The sequence below is a fragment of the Sorangium sp. So ce185 genome (assembly GCF_051526825.1).
GTDB classification, from domain to species: Bacteria; Myxococcota_A; Polyangia; order Polyangiales; family Polyangiaceae; genus Sorangium; species Sorangium cellulosum_D.
On sequence record NZ_CP150316.1, the window covers coordinates 10,083,606 to 10,101,562 of the forward strand.

The following is a 17,957-nucleotide window of genomic DNA, read 5'->3' on the forward strand; positions in this document are numbered from 1 at the left end:
GCCCGCGTGTTCGCGGGCTGACGCCGAGCGATGCTAGGCTGCCGCGGTGTCACACGGCGCCGCCCCGGAACAGCAGGGCCCGTCCCCCGGGTTGCTTCGCTCGCCCACCGAGCCCGCGCGCGCGCCCGGCGAGCTGCGCCCCGGCGCGATCCATCGGGAGCCCGACGGCGCCACGCCGAGGCCGCCCGACGGCACGGCCACCACGTCGACGCCGCCCGAGGGCGCGGCCACCGCGTCGACGCCGCCCGACGGCGCGGCCACCGCGTCGACGCCGCCCGACGGCGCGACCACCGCATCGAGGCCGCCCGATGCTGCCGGCGCCGCGCCCGCGGCCCTCGAGCCGGCGCGGCGCCCCGCGGCGGCGCCGCGCTCGTTCCGGCAGAACGCCGCGCAGAGCGGCCGCTTCGTCCGCGCCTACCTGACGACGTTCACCGTCATCGCGAGCTACCTCTGGTTCTTCTTCCTGCGCCGCCTCTTCGGCGACGCGTGGGCGCAGGGCCGCGTGGACGAGGTCCACGCGAGGAACGCCCGCCGCATCGAGCGCACGATCGTCGAGCTCCAGGGCCTCTTCATCAAGGTCGGCCAGATGCTCAGCATCATGGCGAACTTCCTCCCCGCGACGCTGCGCGCGGGGCTCGAGGGGCTCCAGGACCAGGTGCCGCCGCGCCCCTACGAGGAGATCGAGGCGCGCATCGCCGAGGAGCTCGGGCGGCCCATCGACCAGGTCTTCGCCCGCTTCCACCGCGAGCCGCTCGCGAGCGCGTCGCTCGGCCAGGTCCACGAGGCGTGGCTCATGGACGGCACCCGCGTCGCCGTGAAGGTGCAGCACCGCGACATCGACGAGATCGTCCGCCTCGACCTGCTCACCATCCGCCGCATCATGGCGATCGTCGCGAAGTTCGTCCCCGTGCAGGGGCTCGACGCCTACTACCACCAGATCCGCTCGATGATCCTGGAGGAGCTCGACTTCGTGCGCGAGGCCAGGAACATCGTGCGCATCGCCGACAACTTCGCGAAGCAGCCGCAGGTCCGCTTCCCCCGGCCCATCGAGCCCTACTGCACGCGGCGCGTGATGACGACGACGTTCGTCGAGGGGATCAAGGTCGGCGACGTCGCGGCCCTCGAGGCGCACGGCGTCGACCGCAAGGCGCTCGCCCGGCACATCGTGCAGGTCTTCTGCCAGCAGATCTTCATCGACGGCATCTACCACGCGGATCCGCACCCGGGGAACATGCTGGTCGGGCCGAACGGGGAGCTCATCCTGCTCGACTTCGGCGCGGTCGCCGAGCTCTCCCAGGAGATGCGCGAGGGCATCCCCGAGTTCCTCGAGGCCGTGATCCGCCGCGACACCGAGGGGATCATCAAGGCGCTGCGCAAGATGCGCTTCTTCTCGCGCCGCGACACCGTCGACGTCAGCGAGAAGGTCGTCGAGTTCTTCCACCAGCGCTTCCAGGACGAGGTGAAGCTCGAGTCCTTCAACCTGAAGGACATCAAGCTCGACCCGCAGAAGGGCATCGAGAGCCTCATCGACCTCAGGCGCATGAACATCGGCCTGAAGGAGCTCTCCGGCGCGTTCCACGTGCCGCGCGACTTCGTGCTGCTCGAGCGCACCCTGCTCCTGCTCACCGGCGTCTGCACGCAGCTCGATCCGGACCTCAACCCCATGGATGTCGTGCGCCCGTACCTGCAGGACTTCGTCCTCGGCAGCCGCGACTGGGCGCAGATCGCCCTCGACGCGGCGAAGGACATGGGGATCAAGGCGCTGACGATCCCGGACGACCTGCGCAAGTACCTCACGCGCGCCAACCGCGGCGAGGCCGAGGTGAAGATCCGCGGCCTCGCCCAGGCCGCGTCGCTCGTGTACACGGGGGTGCGCCAGCTCATCTACGCGGCGCTCGCGATCGCCGCGGGCTTCGCGGGGCTGCAGCTCTACCTCGCTGGCCACGCGGCGCTCGCGCGCTATTGCCTCTACGGCGCCGCGGCGGCCGGCGCGCTGCTCGCGGGGAGCATCCTGTTCACGAACCGAGGTTGACGACACGCTATGAGCTCGATCGATCTGTCGCAGTACGAGGCCGAGATCGCGGCCGCCGAGGCCGAGATCACGCGGATCAGGGAGGCGAACGCGGAGCTCGCCGAGGCGTACCGCGGCGACCCGGGGGAGGACGCGCGCGAGATCCTCCGCCGCGGCGCCGCGTCGCTCGCCGCCGCGCGCGACCGCCTCGAGGCGGCGCGCGTGGCGCTGACGCTCGCGCGGACGACCGGCTCGCCGCACGGGCTGCTCGCGCGCGAGGGGGTCGTCACGGGCTCGGTGGCCGTCGCCATCCCCGCCGGCTCGTCGAGCGGCGAGCGGTCCCGGCTCATCGACGCGGCGCTGTCGGCCGAGCTCACGAGCGCGGCGCGAGAGCTCGGGGTCGTGCTCGCCGCCCCGGCGGCGCGCTACACGCGGGAGCGGCCCGGGCGCGACGCGGAGGGGCGCACCCTCCTCGACGTCGCCGGGCACGTCGAGGGCGACGTGCTGATGCCCGCCGTCTCCCGCGGCGCCAAGAGCGCGCGCAGGGGCTGAGCGGCGATCTGGGCGCCGATCTGGGCGCCGATCTGGGCGCCGATCTGGGCGGCGACCTGAGCGCCGATCGCGCGCGGCCCGCGGCGCTCAGGCCCTGAACGCGGCGACGACCGCCGCGGCGCGCTCCTCGACGCGCGCGCGGAGCGGGGCGAAGCGCGCGGAGGACCGCGCGCGGTCGAGCACCGCGCAGCGCTGCATCCAGAGGGCGTCGAAGAGCCCCGCCTCCACCGCGCTCGCGAGCGTGCGGAAGAGCGCGTCGTCCTCGCCGAGGAAGGCGAGGATCTCCGCCTCCATCTGGAGGAAGAGCGGGCGCAGGCGGCTGCCCGGCTCCGAGCCGTCCGACTTCGCGCGCAAGTACGCCCGCTGCTCGTCCGAGAGCCGCGACGTCGCGAGCACGTCGCGGTAGATGCGCGCGTACTGGACCGGGACGTTCTCCGCCGACGACGGCAAGAGGTCGTCGATGGGGTACGGGGCGCCGCGCCACAGCCCGAACCGGGCGCGCATGATCGCCTTGTGGAAGCGGCTCGACGGGTCCTCCGCGGGCGTGTCGAGCAGCACGCCGGCCCCCGCCCAGTCGCCGACCAGCGCCCGGCCGCGCGCGAGCTCCCAGCGCGGGAACAGCTCGCCCGGGTCCAGCGACAGCGCCGTGTCGAGCCGGAAGACCGCCTCGTCGACGAGCCCCGCCTCGAGGAGGATGCGGCCGAGCAGCTCGTGCGCCTTGGCCAGGCTCGGCGCGCGCTGGAGCGCCTTGCGCAGCGCCGGCACGGCGCCGATGGGGTCGCTCGCGCTGAAGCGGACCGTCGCGAGCGCCACCCACGGCTCGCCGAGCGAGGGGGCGAGCGCGATCGACCGCTCGGCCGCCTGCTGCGCCTTCGCGAGCTGCGCCCTGCCGTCGCCCTGCGCGGCCATCAGCCGCGCCGAGGCGATGGCGTAGCCGGAGAGGATGCTCGGGTCGTTCGGAGAGAAGGACAGCGCCTCCTCGAAGAGCGACACGGCCGGCGCGGCGTCGCCGTACCAGAGGTGCCGCAGCTGGTGGCGGGCGCGCAGGTACAGGTCGATCGCGCGCGGGTCGCTCGGCGCCTCGCGCTCGCGGCTGGCGGCGTCGACGGTGAGCGCCCCGGCGATGGCGCTCGCCGCGTCGTCGCTCACCGCGAGCAGCGCCTCGGGCGAGCTGTCGAACCGCTTCGCCCAGAGCTGGAACCCGTCCTCGACGCTGATGACGCGCGCGGTCACGCGCACGCCCGCCGGCGGCAGGCGCGAGCCCGGCCGCGAGTACGGCGCCGACGGCTGCGAGCGCGGCGCGTCGTGCCCGTAGCCGCCGCCGGTGCGGCGGAGCGACCCCTCGACCACGACCTGCACGCCGAGCTCGCGGCCGATGTCCCGCGGGTCGCGGCCGTCGAGCCGCACCCGGGACACCGCGGCGCGCGGCCGCACCTTGAGGCCGGCCGTCATCGAGAGGGTGTCGGTGAGATCCTCGGTGAAGCCGTCGGCGAGGTACTCGTCGTCCGGGGCGCCGACGTTGCGGAACGGGAGCACGGCGACCGTCTTCAGCCCCGGCGAGGACGCGGACGAGGGCGGCGACGTGGGCGTCGGCGTGGGCGCGGGCGCCGACAGCGTCGGCGACATGAGCCGCGGCTGCGGCGCGGTGACCGCCTCGACCGACGCGGCGACGCGGGTCGGGTTCTGCTCGATCGGCTGCGGCGCGGTCGGCGCGGCCGTGGCCGCGGACGCGGCGATCACCGAGGCGAGCGACTGCGCCGGCTGCGGGGCGATCGACACCCGCGAGCGCGCGAGCAGGAGCGCGCGGTGAGCCTCGGCCGCGCTCGCGTAGCGATCCTCGCGGCGCGTCGCCATGCACCGCAGGACGACGTCCGCGACGGCGAGGGGCACGTCCGGACGGACCGAGCGCGGATCCGGCGGCGGGGACCTGAGCCGGGCCATCGCGGCCGCGATCGCGCCGGCGCCCGGCCAGGCGCGCCGGTGGGTGAGGCACTCGAAGAGGATCATGCCGAGCGCGTAGATGTCGGTGCGCGCGTCGATGTCGGGCTCGCCGGTCAGCTGCTCCGGCGACATGTACGCGGGGGAGCCGAGCACGAAGCCGGACGACTCGCCGGCGCTCGGCCCGGACGAGGTGCGGGCGATGCCGAAGTCGGTGATGACGACCCGCCCGCCCCTGTCGAGGAGCACGTTCTCGGGCTTGAGGTCGCGGTGCACGATGCCGGCCGCGTGCGCGGCGCCGAGCCCGTCGCACAGGGCGCAGCCAATGCCGATGACCTGCTGCGCCGGCATCGGGCCCGTCCGCGCGAGCACGCTGTGCAGCGACTCGCCGTCGACGCACTCCATCGTGAGGAACTTCTCGCCCTCGTGGTCGCCGAAGTCGAACGTCCGCGCGACGTTCCGGTGCGTCACGCGGCGCGCGAGCTTCACCTCCTGCCGGAAGCGCTCGAGCATCCCGGCCGAGTCGGCGAGATCGCGCCGCAGCATCTTGAGGGCGACCACCTCGTCGAGCTCGAGGTCGCGGACGCGATAGACGCTGCCCATGCCGCCGGTGCCGAGCAGGCCGAGGATCTCGTAGCGCCCCGCGATGCGCTGGGGCGCGGCGACGAAGCCGGACCCCTGGCCCTGCTCGCTGCGCGGCTCGGTGCGGGGCGTCGGCTCGGAGGCCGTAAGTCGCCTGTCGCTCACGCGCTCAGTCTACCCACGCCGAAGGGTAGAAGTCAGCGCGAGCGAGCCGCTGGACAGAAAACATGAAATACGCCGCGCCGGCTCACCTCGACACACCTTCTTCCCGCTTCCGCTCCCGCCGTGGGTCCGTTATATGTACGTGCCCCGCGGGTAGACGAATGCAGCATCGCACCAAGCATGAGCCGTCGTCCGCGCTGCTGGAGGTCAGCCTCGATCCGGGCGAGGCGCTGCTCGCGGAGGCGGGCGCGATGGTCGCGCGCTCGCCGAGCCTGCGCACGGTCGTCCGGCTCAACGCCGGCCGCGGCGCCGGGCTCTTCGGGCGGCTCAAGGCGCTAGTCGTCGCGCTGCTCCGGAAGCTCGCGGGCGGCGAGACGTTCTTCGTGAACCACATCGAGGCGCCGGAGGGCGGGTGGGTGTGGCTCGCCCCGCCGCTCAGCGGCCGCGTCAAGCACGTCCCCCTCCGCGGGGAGACGATGCTCTTCAGCGCCGGCTCCTACCTCGCGAGCGCGGGCGACATCGACGTCAAGGTGCGCTGGGGTGGGCTGCGCGCCGTCCTCGCGCGCGAGGGCGTCTTCTTCATCGAGGCCTCCGGCGTCGGCGATCTCTGGATCACGAGCTACGGCGCGATCGAGGAGCTCCCCTGCGACGGGTCGCTCATCGTGGACAGCGGGCACCTCGTCGGGTTCGACGCGTCGCTCGCGCTCAAGATCAGGAGCCCTGGCGGGGGGCTCATGGGCCTCATGGTCTCCGGCGAAGGCGTGGTGTGCGAGTTCACCGGCCGCGGCCGCGTGCTGATCCAGTCGCGCAGCGCCGGCGCGCTCGTGGGGTGGCTCGCGCCGCTGCTCCCGCCCTGAGGGGCGACGGAGACGTCCGATGCAGGTGAATCTCCTCTACCGTCCCTCCCAGGCCCTCGCGCAGTGCTGGCTCGCGCCGGGCGAGCACGTGATCGCCGAGAGCGGCGCGCTCGTGGGCATGTCGACCAACGTGCGGGTGGAGACGCAGTCGGGCGGCATCATGTCGGGCCTGAAGCGGATGCTGGCCGGAGAGTCGTTCTACCGGAACTCGTTCATCGCGGAGGGCGGCCACGCAGAGGTGCTGTTCGCGACGCCGCTGTCCGGGGACATGGCGGTGCTCGAGGTGGGCGACAGGCAATGGTGCGTCCAGAGCAGCGCCTATGTCGCGTCCAGCCCGGAGGTCGAGGTGAAGACGCGCTCGGGCGGCCTGCGCGGCTTCTTCTCGGGAGCGGGGCTCTTCGCCCTCGAGACGGCCGGGCAAGGTCAGATGATCATCGGCGCCTTCGGCGCGCTCGAGGAGCTCCCGGTGAGAGGCCACGTCGTCATCGACACGGGCCACCTCGCAGCGTGGGAGTCGACGCTCTCGTGCCGGATCGGCAAGAACACGTCGACGTGGCTCGGCACGTGGCTCTCGGGCGAGGGGCTCGTCTGCCACGTCGAGGGCAGCGGCAGCCTGTGGGTCCAGTCGCGCAACGCCGGCCGGTACGGCGCGGCGATCGGCGCGCGGCTCGCCCCGCGGCAACCCTAGAGACCGAGGGGAAGGCGTGCGCGACGAGATCCGAGACAACCCCGAGTTCGGCGTGCTCCACGTGACCTTCGAGCACGCCGGCGAGCAGATCATCGCCGAGAGCGGCGCGATGGTCGCGCGCGACGCGGCCATCGACATGAAGACGAGCCTGCAAGGCGGGCTCGCCAGCGCGCTCAAGCGCAGGCTGACGGCCGGAGAGAGCCTCTTCCAGAACACGTTCACGGCGACCGCGCCCATGCAGTCCATGCGGCTCGCGCCGGCGCCCGAGGGGTCGATCGAGCGCATCATCCTGCGCTCGGGGATGGAGGTCTTCCTCCAGTCGGGCGCCTATCTCGCCTCCACGCCCGGCATCACGCTCGACACGAAGTGGCAGGGGGCCAAGGGCTTCTTCGCCGGCGGCCTGTCGCTCCTGCGGGCCTACGGCGAGGGGCTGATCTGGTTCTCGAGCTACGGCGGTATCCACGCGATCGACGTCGGGCGCGAGCACCAGGGATATATCTGCGACAACACACACCTGCTCGCGTTCACCGAGGGCCTGCGGTATCAGGTGCGCAAGCTGGCCGGCCTGAAGGGCCTGTTCCTGTCCGGCGAGGGGCTCGTCTGCGAGCTCCAGGGCCACGGGCGGCTCTGGCTGCAGACCCGGAACCCGGGGGCGCTGTCGGCGTTCCTCCACCCGTTTCGGCCCGTGGGAGGCGGCCATTAGCCCGCTGCGCGCCGCGCCGAGCGCGGACCCGGGGCGGAACGCCGCGCGGCCGCGACGTTCCGCCGCGGCTGTGCGCGGGCGCGGCGACGCCGCTTGCGGGCGCGGCGACGCCGCTTGCGGGCGCGGCGACACCGCGTGCGGGCGCGGCGACGCCGCTTGCGGGCGCGGCAACACCGCGTCCAGCCGGCGGCGCGCGGCGCACGGCGGCTCTCGGCGCCTGCGAGCGCGCCCTCGCCCGCGCGCCCGCCTGCTGGCCCGCCGGGTTCTTGCCCCCCGCCGTCGGCCGCTGGCCGCCGGAGGCCGGCGAAACGCCGCGGTCCCGGCCGCTCGCCATCGGCCGACGCGCCGTCATTGCCTTCCCGGAGGCGGACTCGCTAAAGTAGTCCGGCCTCGAAGAGGAGGCTCGCACGGCGAGCGGCGGATGCCACCGATCCACAGCGGCTCGCGGGGCGAGCCTGGCGTCGCCTGAATGCCCCGAACCCGCTATGTGGAAGCTGACGATCGAGGATGACGAGGGGAAACAGACGGGGCTCCCCCTCGCCCATGAGGAGTATGCGCTCGGGCGCGGAGAGTCGAACTCGATCCGGCTGACCGACCGCAACGTCTCGCGGCGCCACGCGACGCTGGTCAAGAACGGCCAGGGCTGGATCATCCGCGATCTCGAGAGCTACAACGGCACGTTCGTCAACGGCGGCCGCGTCACCGGCGAGCAGCACCTGCGCCACGGCGACCTCGTGCAGCTCGGCGACTACCGCATCGAGATCGTCGATGAGGCGCTCTCGTCCGCGGTGACGAGCCCCACGCCGCCGCCCGGCAGCCGCAGCACGGCGCACCTGCCGCTCCACACCCGCCCGAACCGGCTCGTCATGGTCGTCGGCCCGACGCCCGGCGCGGAGTTCCCGCTCGACGGGGAGCGCTTCACCATCGGGCGCTCCGAGGACGCGACGATCTCGATCAACCACAGCTCCGTGAGCCGCCTGCACGCGGAGCTCATCAGCCTCGGCAACGGCCGCTACGAGGTCGTCGACAAGCAGAGCGCCAACGGCGTGCGCATCAACGGCGTCGAGCTGAAGCGCGGGCTGCTCGAGGCGGGCGACGCGCTCGAGCTCGGCGACGTGCGGCTCCGCTTCGTCGCCGCGGGCAAGATCTTTCGCGCCGGACCGGACGGCGGCGCCGCCTCGGCGGGCGTGTACGGGAGCGTGGCGCCCGCGGTGCAGTCGTCCCGCTCGCTCGGCGGGGCGAGCAAGGCGGTGGGGATCCTCCTCGCGGTGGCGGTGATCCTCGCCATCGCCGTGGTCGCGGTCACCCGCGCGCGCTCGCAGGGGCCGGCGGCGCCCGAGCCGGACGCGCGGCCCGCGACGCCGGAGGTCGGGGGGAACGACGCGCAGATCCTCGACGCGGCGCACGAGCACCTCCGCGCGGGGAACATCGACGCCGCGCACCGGAAGCTGCAGGAGATCGCCGAGACGGCGCCGGCCCGGGAGACGCAGCGCTTCCGGGAGATCGAGGAGCGCTGGGCGGAGGGGATGTTCCAGCAGGTCGAGCGGGCCGCGACGAAGGGCGAGAAGCTCTCGCTGCTCAACGAGATCGCGAAGACCCCGGGCGTCCCGACGGCGCTCCGCGAGCGGGTGGCCGAGATGCGGCGGCAGGTCGACCCCGAGGCGCCGCCCGAGCCGGAGCCCGCGCCGCAGGGCGCGCCGCAGATGTCCTGGTCCCCGCAGCAGCACGCGCACACGCCCACGCCAGCGCCGCCGGCGTCCTCGACGCCCAGCGCCGCGGGCACCGGGGCCCCGCAGGCGAGCGCTCCGCTCGACTCGAGCTCGTACCCGGCGCAGCGAAAGGCGCTCGAGCCGAAGGTCTGGGGCGGGCGCGCGTCGGCCAGCGAGATCAAGCTGCTGCGCGCGATCTGCATCCACCAGGGCGACATGAGCTGCCGCGACAGGGCGACCGCGGCCCTGGACAAGCTGGAGAAGCGCAACGCTCCTCCGGACGCCGGCCTCTGAGCGGGCACGCCGTCGCAGAGCGCCCCCCTCCTCTCCCGTCCGCGCATCGATGACCTCCACGAGCAGCACCAGCGCCCACGAGCCGGCCGTCCACGGGCCCTCTGATCGCGAGCCGGCCGACCGCGGCGATCCCCCGCCCGGCGGGCGCGGCGCGCCGCCCGCGGGAGGCGCGCCGGCGGGCTCGCCGCCGCGGAACGGGCTCGTCTCGCCGGCGGCCGGCGCGCTGGCCACGCTCGCGCTGCTCGTGCTCTTGCCCTACGCGCACCCGAGCCTCTCGCGGCTGCGGCTGCTCACGCCGCTGCCCGAGGGCGAGGGGCTCGTCGTGGTCCCGGCGCCGGCGCCCGTCGCGTCGGTCGGGGAGACGACGCTCGCCACGGAGACCACCGAGCAGGCCGAGCTGCGCCAGCCCGAGGAGGTCGCGCTGCCGCCCGCGGCCGCCGAGCTCGTGCCGGCCGCGGTCGCCTCCGAGGGGAAGCCGCCGCGCCCGATCGAGGACCCGAGCGGCAAGGCGATGACGCCGTTCTTCCGCGCGCTCGCCGCGGTGGAGCGCAAGGCGCCGGGGTCGATCGCGCGCGTCACCTACTTCGGCGACTCCATCGTGGCGAGCGACTTCGTGACCGCGACGCTGCGGCGCAAGCTGCAGAAGCGGTTCGGCGACGCGGGCCACGGGTTCATGCTGATGGCCAACGCGTGGCCTGGATATTTCCACAACGACGTGGTGCGCTCCGCCGGCCCGGGCTGGCAGGTGAGCCGCGTCGTCGGCCCGTTCGCCAAGGACGGGCTGTACGGGCTCGGGGGCGTGTCGTTCCGCTCGCAGGGCGCGGGGGTGTTCTCGCGCTTCGCGACCGCGGAGACCGGGAGCTACGGGCGCGCGGTGTCGCGGTTCGCCGTCGATTACCTGAAGCACCCCGACGGCGGGCGGATGGAGATCAAGATCGACGGCGAGAGCCGCGAGACGATCGACACGCGGGCCGACGCGGTCAGCTCGGCGATCGCGACCTACGAGGTGCCCGACGGGCCGCACGCGCTCGAGGTGTGGGCGCGCGGGCCGGGGGTGCGCGCGTTCGGGGTCTGGATGGAGCGGGACACGCCGGGGGTGGTGCTCGACGCGATCGGCATCCAAGGCTGCCGCATCCGCTTCCTCGACAAGAGCGACGACGCCCACTTCGCCGAGCAGCTGCGCGCGCGGAACCCGTCGTTGACGGTGTTCCAGTACGGCATGAACGAGAGCGAGGACGGCGAGCTGTTCCCGCTCGATCAGGTCGAGTCGACGATGAAGGCGGTGCTCGATCAGGTGAAAGCGGCGCTGCCCGAGTCGTCGTGCCTGCTCGTCGGCCCGATGGACCGCGCCGACAAGAAGGGCGAGGTCTACCGGAGCCGGCCGGTGATCCCGAAGCTCGCGGCGATCCAGCGCCGGGTGGCCGGGCAGGTCGGGTGCGGCTACTTCGACACGTTCGGCGCGATGGGCGGCTCCGGCTCGATGGGGGTATGGGTCCAGCGGGGGCTCGGCGGCGCCGATCTCGCGCACCCGTCGGGCGCGGGGGCCGAGGTGATCGGCCGCTGGGTGTACCTGGCCCTGATGGAGGCCTACGAGGCCTGGAAGGCGGAGGCGGCGGCGGGCCGGCCCTGAGGCTACGCGGCCTTCAGGTCCTCGGCGTCCTGCTCGTCCGCGGCGCGCCGCTTGTGCTCCCGGGCGATGCCGACCACGACGCCGAGCCACGCGAGCGCGAGCGCGATGTTGACCATGGCGAAGTGCCGGACGGAGAGCGCGAGCACCTGGCCGACGATCACCCCGACGGCGGCGAGCACGTCGCCCGCGCGGACGACGAAGGTGTCGATGGCGGCCTTGGCGCTGTACTTCGCGTCGCGGCCGACCGGCAGGAAGAGCGCCTGCCGCGCCGTGTTCTGGACCGAGTAGTCGGTGCTGTTCTCGGCGATCTTCGCGACGCGCACGACGGCGAGCGCCGGCAGGACCGCGAGGGACGCGTTGCCGAGGAGGGCGATGGTCGGGAGGATGAACAGGGCGAACCGCACGCCGAAGTACTTGAAGATGCGGGAGACCAGGAAGAGCTGCAGGACGACGCCGAGGGTGTTCACCCAGTAGAAGAAATCGCCCTTGAAGGTGCCGATGATCGCGCCGAGCGCCGCCTTTTTCCCCTTCTCGGTGCGCGGGTGGACGAGCCCCTTCTCGGCGCCCTCGACGACCTTGCCGCCGGCCTCGACGTCGAACGCGCCGCCCTTGACCGCGGCGATCTTCCCCTCGAGCAGGCGCGACGCCTCCGGATCGACGAGGTAGACCGGGGCGCCCGCGGCGAGCGGCGCGCCCGGGTCCGCGCCCTCGGCGGCGGCCGGCGCCTTCTCGCCGGCGGCGGCCGCCGCCTTCTCGCCTGCGTCGGCCGGCGCCTTCTCGCCTGCGGCGGCCGGCGCGCTCTCCTGGCCGAGCGCGCTCGTGGCGGACTCGATCAGGGTGCGATCGAGGATGTACTCGCCGGTCGAGTTCACCCAGTTGAGGACGAGCGTCAGGGCGGCGATGAGGAGGAGATAGCGGTCGCCGGCGATGATCTTGAAGCCGCCGGCCGCGCCGCCGGGCGGCGCGTCGGCCTTCTTCGGCCCGCCGCCCGGGCCCGCGAGGTCGTCGCGGTGGACGAGGTAGGTGAGCCACAGGCAGGCGAGCAGCACGCCCGCCGCGACGAGCATCATGTTGTAGGGGCCGATTGGCACGTAGACGCGCTTCGCGATCTGCGCGCCGAACATGGCGCCGAGCGAGCTCCCGATACCGACGATCGCGAAGAGCCGCTTGCCCTGCTCGGGGGTGTACACGTCGTTGGCGAACGACCAGAACTGCGCGATCACCGTGAGGTTGAAGCAGCCCACCCACAGGTAGAACGGCACCCCGAGGGGGACGCCGAGGCGCGCGAGGAAGAAGAAGAGGACCAGGTTCCCGGCGAAGAAGAGCGTCAGCGCGGTGGTGAGCTGCATGCGCCCGAAGCGCCGGGCCATGGCGCCGTAGGCGCGGACCACGCCGACGAGGAGCAGCGCCTGGCCCGCCGCCGCGTAGGCCTTCACCTCGGGGCCGTCGAGGTCGAGCTTCTGCCCGCCGATCTCGAGCCCGCCGCCCGCGAGGATGAGCGGCTCGCGGACCACCTTGAGGAGATAGTAGCCCGTGAGCAGGAGGAAGACGTTCAGCGTCAGCACGAGGACGCTGAAGACCTCGCGCGGCTTCACCTCGGCGAAGATCGACAGGAGCCGGTGAAGGACCCCTCGGGCCGGTGTCTCGTTCTCGCCAGTGCTCGCCACGCGCCGCTCCATCCCGGGACAACCGCCGTTCAGGCGGCACCGGAACAGGACCGATGCCCGAGCGCGGGAGGCTATCCAGCCTGGTCCCGGCCGGCAACCTCCGTCGCGGCGCCGCGTGTGTGAAGCGCCGTACAGGGCGTTGGACAGAGGGCGCGCCGCGCGGACAAACGTCCCGCCGGTCGGGAACTCCGCTAGGCTCCCGCGCGGCGACGTGCGAGAGACGAGGCGGATTGGGACCTGACGAGAAGGGATGGACGCGCGCGATCGGCACGGGCTTTCGGCGGCGCACGGCCGCGCTCGCGAGCTGCGCGGTGCTGTCGCTGTGCGCCGAGGCGCAGGCCGCGCCGCAGGCGGGGGCCGCTGAGCCGCGGCCGGGGGCGGCCGCGCCGCAGACTGGGGCGGCCGCGCCGCAGGCTGGAGCGGCCGCGCCGCAGACTGGGGCGGCCGCGCCGCAGGCGGGAGCCGCGGCGCCAGCGGCCGCGGCGCCACCTCCGGCCCCGGGATCTCCGTCAGCGCCCCGCGCGGCGGCTGCGCCGGCGCGGCCTCCCGTCGCGGCGCCGCAGGCGCCCAGCGCGAGGCGCCCCCTGCCCGACTACGATGGTCGCCCGGACGAGGGGGCGAGCGCCGGCGACGCGCTCCTCTGGGTGCCGCGCGTCCTGTTCTTCCCCGCCTACCTCGCCAGCGAGTACCTGGTCCGGCGGCCGCTCGGCTATCTCACGGTCGCGGCGGAGAAGGGCGAGTGGATCGAGGAGCTCAAGGACATCTTCACCTTCGGGCCCAACGACACGATTGGCATCGTCCCGACGGCGCTCTTCGACTTCGGCTTTCGCGAGAGCGTCGGGGTCTACTTCTTCTACGACGACCTGTTCTTCCCGGGCAACGAGCTCCGCGTGCACGCGGCGACGGGCGGGATCGACTGGCTGCGGCTCACGATCGCCGACCGCATCCCGCTCGACGGGCGCGCGCACCTGAAGCTCCGCGGCGAGGCGGACACCCGGCCTGACTGGCTGTTCGCGGGGATCGGCCCGAGGTCCCTGGGGCGCGACTGGGCCCGCTACGCCGCCCACAGCATCCAGGGGAGCGCGACGGTCCACGTCGATTTCGACGCGTTCAGCTTCGTCGAGGCGTACACCGGCGCGAAGACCGTCGAGTTCGAGGACATCTGCTGCGAGCCGACGGTCGGCTGGCGGGTCGCGAACGGTCGTTATCCGCTGCCGCCCGCGTTCGACACGGGGTACACGGCGTACCGCATCGGGGCCCGGGCCGCCCTCGACTCGCGGCGTCCGCGCCCCGACCGGGGCCACGGCGTCCGGCTGGAGCTCTCCGGCGAGCACGCCGCCGACCTGGAGCGGCCGCTGCAGAGCCGGTGGATCCGCTACGGCGGCTCGCTGGGCGGGTTCGTCGATCTCACCGGGCACGACCGCATCGTGAGCCTGGTCCTCTCGGCGGCCTTCGCCGACCCGCTCGGCCCCGACGAGGTCCCCTTCACCGAGCTCACCGAGCTCGGCGGCGGCGCGCCGATGCACGGGTTCCGCGAAGGCCGTCTCCGCGGGCGGAGCGCCGCCGCGGCGACGCTGGAGTACCGATACCCGATCTGGGCGTTCCTCGACGGCACGGTGCAGGTGGCCGCGGGCAACGTGTTCAGCGAGCACCTCCGCGACTTCGAGCTCGACCTGCTGCGCATGTCGTTCGTGCTCGGCCTGCGCACGAGCAGCGCGCGCGACCACTCCTTCGACTTCCTGATCGGCTCGGCGACCGAGACCTTCGCGCAGGGGGCCGGCCTGCAAGATCTGCGATTGATGGTCGGCGCCAGCAGCGGGTTCTGAGCGAGCGACGGTCACCCGCTTCGGATACGGGCCCATCTCGGCGTTTTCGGTGCTCAGCGCACTTCAGTGCGCTTCCGCGCCGAAAACGCCGATCTGGACCCGTCTCCTGTGCGGGTGACCGCCGCTCGGTGGGGCGGGCGCGGGGGTTCAGGGGCTCAGTCGGGCGCGGATGGATCGTCGGGTCGCTCGATGCCGACGAGCTTGTAGCCGCGGCGCGGGCCGAGGTCGTAGAGGTGGGCGCGCAGCGGGCCGGGCGCCTGGCCGTTGAGGATGTCGACGATCGCGTAGCGCGAGGGCGCGCCGTCGGGCGCGCCGCCCTGATCGGCGATGTGCGGGAGCGACAGGCACACGCGGCCGTCCGGCGAGGGGCGCACGACCGGCCGCGCGCGCAGGGCGAGCGCCTCGCCGGCGTACATCGCGGCCTCGTAGCGGAGATCTTGCGCGCGCGCGACGCCGGTGCGCCGCGCCAGGTCCACGCCGCACAGCTCCGCCGGCGAGGCCACGGCGACGTCGGCGATCGGCGACAGGCGCGTGAGGTACCGCGCCATGATCGCCTGCTTTCGCTGGAGGAGCTTGTCGATCAGCCACGCGGTGTGCCGCGGGGCGGTGAAATCGCCGGCCCGCACCGCGGCCTCGACGAGCTCCGGCGTGAAGCGGGCGAGCGTGCGCGCGGCCCAGGCGCCGTCGAGCTCCGTCATGCGGCCGAAGGCCGGGTTGGGGTAGCCGCCCCGCCAGCGCTCCGGCCGGAAGTCGCGGGCGTTGAAGAAGCCGAAGATGTCGCCCTGGGGGTCGCGGGTGGCCCGGTCCCACGGCCGCTCGGGGATGCCGAGCGTGACGAAGTCGAGGAGCACGTACTCGGCGTCGAAGTAGTAGGCGTGGCCGAGGCGCTTCGAGATGCCCTCCCAGTCCCACTCGCTGCCGAAGCAGTCGCCGAGATCGATGTAGTAGTGCCGCACGTGGCCGGGCGATGCGTCCTTGTCGTCCTCGTCCTCGGAGAGCCAGACATCCATCGAGTTCTGCTCGCGCGAGTCGAAGTGGTTGAGCCACGCCGCGAGCAGGCGCCCGCCGCGCAGGTCGCGCCGGTCCTCGTGCGGGATGACGTCGTTCGGGTCGTCCTCCCGGGTCCCCTCGTACTTGAACGGCCCGAGGGCGCGGCCCGGCAGCCAGCGCGAGGCGACCATGCGGACCCGGTCCCCCCGCTTCGCGGCCTTGGCGAGCACGCCGTCGAGCGCCGCCTGATCGAACGGCCTCGAGGTGCCGCTGTTGTCGGTCACGGTGAGCCCGGGCGAGAGCTTCAGGACCGACGGCTTCAGGTAGACCACCGAGTCGCACGGCGCCCAGTAGCCGGCCGCGTGGTAGAGGCGCGCCGCGATCGCGGTGGCGCCGGTCGCCCGCTCGGGCTGCTCCGCGGGATCGGCCTTGAGCATGAACTTGCCGACCCCCTCGACCTTGATCCGGAAGCCGGGGTTCGCGCCGTTCGGCTTGCCCATGTCGATGACCCAGGACCCGTCCGGCGCCTCGGGGTCGAGCGTCTTGTCGCCGCACGGCCCGCTCACGAGCTCCTCGACGGAGAGCGGCCGCTTTCCGATCCGGTTCGTGAACCAGCTCGAGTCCGGCACCTCGTCGACGCTGTTGACGTTGACCGCCTCCCCGCCCGGATCCACGGCGAGGAACCGCGTCACCGGCCGGAAGACGAGGTTGTCGGCGGCGTCCCACGCGAACGACGACTCGTACGGCTCCGGCGTGCAGAGGCGGTGCCGCGGGTCGTCCTTGGGCGCCTCGGGATCGGGCCGGCAGGGGAGCGCGACGGGGTTCAGATCGGCGTCGCGCCAGACCGGATCGCGCAGGGGGAACCGGCGCACGTCGCTGCTGCAGGCCGCGCTGAGCAGGGCGAGCAGCGGGAGCGACGAGGTGAGCAGCGCCTTGAGCATCGGCCGGGCATGGTACTGGACCGGGCGCCGCTCGGGGCGGTTTTCGACGGCGGTCAGAGGCCTTCTTGCCGGAGCCGCTCGATCACGGCGCGGTAGAAGTCGATATAGAGCCAGGTGTTCCCCTCGCCCGGGCTCTGCCCGAAGAGCTGGCCGATCTCGTCGAAATGGTCAGCGGGGAGACAGCCCCAGAAGTTGCCCCAGCGCGCGTCCCGCGCGCGCACCAGGCCGTCGTTCGGGATCGACTCCCCGAAGCCGCCGTCGAGGATGGTCTCTGTCAGCGCGAGCAGCGGGTGCACCGGATCGAGGCCTTCGTCGAACTGCGCGACGAAGGGCGCCGGGGCGAGCGCCGTGCAGTCGCGGCCGCCGCGCGCGCGGTCGGTCCTGCCGCCGAAGGAGGCGTAGAACACCCCGGGAGAGTCGGTGTACCTCGCGTTGAACTCCTCGATGCCTGGCGTCGAGAACTGCTCGAGCGACGCGAACACGCTCGTCTCCTCGCCGATCTGGTCGTAGAGCGGCGCCCCGATCGCGTTGAGCAGGTCGTCGAGCACGTCCTGCAGGCGCTCGTGGGCGACGAGCTGGAGCGCGATGTCGGCGATCTTCGACCCGAGGTGCGGCGTGGCGACGGTCACGACGGAGGCGACGAGATCGGGCCGATCGTGCGCGACCACGCGGGCGTCGAGGCCGCCTTGCGAGTGGGCGATGATATTCACCTTCTCGTGGCCCGTCTCGGCGAGGATCTGCTCGATCCGCGCGATCAGCTGAGCGCCGCGGTATTCGGAGCTGTTGAACGGATCGACGGAGGGCGTGAACACCGCTTCGTTGCCCTCGGCGAGGGTCTGCTTGACGTTGTAGAAGTAGCTGACGTATCCGGCGCCCGCGAAGTCCTCGAATCCGAAGAAGCCGTGGGCGAGCACGATGGGATACGGCGGCCCGAGCTTCGCGGACGACGGCCAGCCGCCCCCGGTCCCGCCCGAGCCGTCCGCGACGCTCTCCCATCCACCCGAGGCGGAGCCGCCGCCTGCCCCCGTGATCACCTCGCCGGTGTCCCACGGCTCGAGCTGCTCCTCGGCCGCGCCGCAGCCGACGAGGAGCGCCCAGGAGGCGAGTATCGCACACCGAGCGAGACCAGCGGACACCCGTCGTCCCCAAGAACGAGCGCCTGTGTGAGACTTCCACTTACGCGAACCGCCAACACGCGATGATGATGATGCGGACGAAGAAAGATCCAGCATGACCACCTCCTGCCGGAACGGGCTCAGACTCTGCTGATGGGCAGCTGATGTCAAGCGCTGTCGGAAAACTGAACCATCACGGCCGTCGCGGGGAACCGTCGAGACGGGTGGCGCATTGCGTTGTGAACGGTGGGGTGGATTTCCTGCGTTGCGCCACGATGTTTGCGGTCGTGTT

At 73.1% G+C, this 17,957-nt stretch carries 12 protein-coding genes; 8 read left to right on the forward strand and 4 right to left on the reverse strand.

Annotated features, from left to right (window positions below; all coding sequences use genetic code 11):
- Positions 1-46: 46 nt before the first annotated feature.
- Both WMF26_RS37045 and WMF26_RS37050 read left to right on the forward strand, forming a co-directional pair.
- Positions 47-2,032: an AarF/UbiB family protein gene (locus tag WMF26_RS37045; RefSeq protein WP_437996563.1), complete on the forward strand. Its 1,986-nt coding sequence runs from the start codon at positions 47-49 to the stop codon at positions 2,030-2,032.
- Between the two features lie 9 nt (positions 2,033-2,041).
- Positions 2,042-2,563 carry a hypothetical protein gene (locus WMF26_RS37050; protein WP_437996564.1) on the forward strand — a complete coding sequence of 174 codons (522 nt, stop codon included), beginning with the start codon at positions 2,042-2,044 and terminating at the stop codon, positions 2,561-2,563.
- Positions 2,564-2,650: 87 nt separating this feature from the next.
- On the opposite strand, the gene WMF26_RS37055 is transcribed toward WMF26_RS37050, so the two are convergent.
- Positions 2,651-5,248: a protein kinase domain-containing protein gene (locus WMF26_RS37055; protein WP_437996565.1), complete on the reverse strand. Its 2,598-nt coding sequence runs from the start codon at positions 5,246-5,248 to the stop codon at positions 2,651-2,653.
- A 158-nt stretch (positions 5,249-5,406) separates the two neighbouring features.
- Between WMF26_RS37055 and WMF26_RS37060 the strand changes: the two genes are divergently transcribed.
- The 5 genes from WMF26_RS37060 (at position 5,407) to WMF26_RS37080 (ending at position 11,126) form a co-directional block, all read left to right on the forward strand.
- A complete protein-coding gene (locus WMF26_RS37060) occupies positions 5,407-6,102 on the forward strand; it encodes a TIGR00266 family protein (protein ID WP_437950843.1) in 696 nt (231 codons plus the stop codon).
- A 19-nt stretch (positions 6,103-6,121) separates the two neighbouring features.
- Positions 6,122-6,790 carry a TIGR00266 family protein gene (locus WMF26_RS37065; protein ID WP_437314527.1) on the forward strand — a complete coding sequence of 223 codons (669 nt, stop codon included), beginning with the start codon at positions 6,122-6,124 and terminating at the stop codon, positions 6,788-6,790.
- A 16-nt stretch (positions 6,791-6,806) separates the two neighbouring features.
- A complete protein-coding gene (locus tag WMF26_RS37070; RefSeq protein WP_061623586.1) occupies positions 6,807-7,493 on the forward strand; it encodes a TIGR00266 family protein in 687 nt (228 codons plus the stop codon).
- 485 nt (positions 7,494-7,978) lie between these two features.
- Positions 7,979-9,496, forward strand: coding sequence for an FHA domain-containing protein (locus WMF26_RS37075; RefSeq protein WP_437996566.1), 1,518 nt, complete (start codon positions 7,979-7,981; stop codon positions 9,494-9,496).
- A gap of 49 nt (positions 9,497-9,545) precedes the next feature.
- On the forward strand, positions 9,546-11,126 hold the full coding sequence (locus tag WMF26_RS37080) for a GDSL-type esterase/lipase family protein (RefSeq protein ID WP_437996567.1): 1,581 nt from the start codon (positions 9,546-9,548) through the stop codon (positions 11,124-11,126).
- Positions 11,127-11,128: 2 nt separating this feature from the next.
- On the opposite strand, the gene WMF26_RS37085 is transcribed toward WMF26_RS37080, so the two are convergent.
- Positions 11,129-12,793 carry an NTP/NDP exchange transporter gene (locus tag WMF26_RS37085; RefSeq protein ID WP_437996568.1) on the reverse strand — a complete coding sequence of 555 codons (1,665 nt, stop codon included), beginning with the start codon at positions 12,791-12,793 and terminating at the stop codon, positions 11,129-11,131.
- Positions 12,794-13,023: 230 nt separating this feature from the next.
- Between WMF26_RS37085 and WMF26_RS37090 the strand changes: the two genes are divergently transcribed.
- Positions 13,024-14,619: a BamA/TamA family outer membrane protein gene (locus WMF26_RS37090; protein ID WP_437996569.1), complete on the forward strand. Its 1,596-nt coding sequence runs from the start codon at positions 13,024-13,026 to the stop codon at positions 14,617-14,619.
- A gap of 155 nt (positions 14,620-14,774) precedes the next feature.
- On the opposite strand, the gene WMF26_RS37095 is transcribed toward WMF26_RS37090, so the two are convergent.
- Both WMF26_RS37095 and WMF26_RS37100 read right to left on the reverse strand, forming a co-directional pair.
- Positions 14,775-16,550 (reverse strand): hypothetical protein, encoded by a 1,776-nt coding sequence (locus tag WMF26_RS37095; protein WP_437996570.1) that lies wholly within the window; start codon positions 16,548-16,550, stop codon positions 14,775-14,777.
- A gap of 53 nt (positions 16,551-16,603) precedes the next feature.
- On the reverse strand, positions 16,604-17,686 hold the full coding sequence (locus WMF26_RS37100) for an alpha/beta fold hydrolase (protein ID WP_437996571.1): 1,083 nt from the start codon (positions 17,684-17,686) through the stop codon (positions 16,604-16,606).
- Between the last annotated feature and the right edge of the window lie 271 nt (positions 17,687-17,957).

What these genes read in the sequence shown, in the direction of transcription:
- WMF26_RS37050 (WP_437996564.1), top strand. Translation starts at nt 2,042, where the DNA reads ATGAGCTCGATCGATCTGTCGCAGTACGAGGCCGAGATCGCGGCCGCC.
- WMF26_RS37060 (WP_437950843.1), top strand. Translation starts at nt 5,407, where the DNA reads ATGCAGCATCGCACCAAGCATGAGCCGTCGTCCGCGCTGCTGGAGGTC.
- WMF26_RS37065 (WP_437314527.1), top strand. Translation starts at nt 6,122, where the DNA reads ATGCAGGTGAATCTCCTCTACCGTCCCTCCCAGGCCCTCGCGCAGTGC.
- WMF26_RS37075 (WP_437996566.1), top strand. Translation starts at nt 7,979, where the DNA reads ATGTGGAAGCTGACGATCGAGGATGACGAGGGGAAACAGACGGGGCTC.
- WMF26_RS37080 (WP_437996567.1), top strand. Translation starts at nt 9,546, where the DNA reads ATGACCTCCACGAGCAGCACCAGCGCCCACGAGCCGGCCGTCCACGGG.
- WMF26_RS37095 (WP_437996570.1), bottom strand. Translation starts at nt 16,550, where the DNA reads ATGCTCAAGGCGCTGCTCACCTCGTCGCTCCCGCTGCTCGCCCTGCTC.